The 1,612-nt window shown below is 30.2% G+C and carries 1 protein-coding gene and 1 tRNA gene; both read left to right on the top strand.

Features of this window, described 5'->3' with window-relative positions:
• Nucleotides 1–37: 37 nt before the first annotated feature.
• Nucleotides 38–120 (top strand) — tRNA-Leu (locus tag IRZ78_RS25945).
• 97 nt (nt 121–217) lie between these two features.
• Nucleotides 218–1,366: a DUF6438 domain-containing protein gene (locus IRZ78_RS25940; RefSeq protein WP_194620482.1), complete on the top strand. Its 1,149-nt coding sequence runs from the start codon at nt 218–220 to the stop codon at nt 1,364–1,366.
• Nucleotides 1,367–1,612: the final 246 nt, after the last annotated feature.

Below are 1,612 nucleotides of genomic sequence, written 5' to 3'. Positions count from 1 at the left end.
GGTCGAGTATTCATTTACTTGACCTTTTTTTATTTGAGGCCACGTGGAGAAACGGTAGACTTGCCATCTTGAGGGGGTGGTGCTCGTAAGGGCGTGTGGGTTCAAATCCCACCGTGGTCACTAAAAGCGGAAATCTTTATTTATAAGATTTCCGCTTTTTTAATTTTAAGGCAGTTCAACTAAATATTTACAAAACCGAAAGTTTACAAATATATTTATGAAGCTAAAAAATATACTATGTGTTTTAATTGTATTTATTTTATTTTCTTGCAAAAAAAATAAAGACGAGCAATTAAAGAAAGATATTCTTGGTGAGTGGACCTACATCAAAACAGAAGACCAAAGAAAACCAAAAAAAAGCAACAATTCTCACACGCCTCCGCCACCAACTATTCTTGGCAACCATCTACAAGGATATATTTTTTCAGAAAATAATTTATGCGAAGACAAATCCGGGTATTTTAAAAGAATTGAAGGAGACGAAAGAAGAGACAGGGAAACAATTTTCTTAGGAACTCAGACCAAATATAAGATTGAAAACGATAGTCTTAAAATTTTTGATTTATTGAGTAAGACCTGGGACAATCAAAAAATACAGTCACTTATTGGCGACACATTAACAACAAAAGTAGCAGACAGCCTGTTTGCCAAATATGCAAGAACCAAGTATAAAATTGATCCAAATGAAAATTACGACAAAATTATAGTTTCGTCTTCTGGCTGTTATGGTACTTGTCCTGTTTCAAATATAAGTATTGACAAAAGCGGTAACATCTTCTATAATGGTCAGCATTACAATACTCAAAATGGCCAATTTAAATCAAAGATCACTCAGACTGAATATCAAAAAATTCAAAACAGTTTTAAAAAAGCCGATATAAAAAAACTTGAAAATAACTATGAAGGAAATTGGACTGACGACGAGACGGTTACTATAACATTTATTAAAAACAATAAAATAGTAAAATCGATCAGTGATTACGGCAGACAATCTCCAACTACACTAATTTGGGCATACACACCTGTTAGATATTTATACCAACAAATAAAACTTGTCCCGCTAAAAGTTGAAAAATCTTTATTATCAATATGGAGAATAAAATTTAGCAAAGGAAATGAAATTTGCGATCTAACAAAATCTGAGAGTTTTTATCTTTTAACCGAAATTTTCGAAGGCAAAGAAACCAATCATAAATTCGAAAATAAATATCAAATTCAATTTTGGAACAATGAAGCCAAAAAAGAAACAATCTATACTGACGGCAGATTTTTTAAACTAAAAGATAAAACAATTGATATTGGCTATAATTTTTTAATAGTAAATAATCTGACAGATCAATTTAGACAGAAAAACGAATATGACTAATAAAAGTCTAAAAAGAGAATATACAACTGCCGTAAATCCCTTAAATAACACAATAAAAAGCTTTCATTGCAAACCACCACGATTATAAAAAATTAAAAACACATAAAAAGCATTTTATTTTTTTTGTTTCTACCTCTATTTCAATTCATTAATTCAAAACAATACATTTACATTAAATTAACTTAAAAGAAGGTAGTGGTATTTAAAAAATAACTCCTTATATTTGCACCCGCGTTCAAGAAAAGA

The sequence above is a fragment of the Flavobacterium sp. CSZ genome, assembly GCF_015350725.1.
GTDB lineage: Bacteria > Bacteroidota > Bacteroidia > Flavobacteriales > Flavobacteriaceae > Flavobacterium.
Note: the sequence above shows the minus strand (reverse complement) of the source record. Positions and strands in the feature narration are given on the sequence as shown.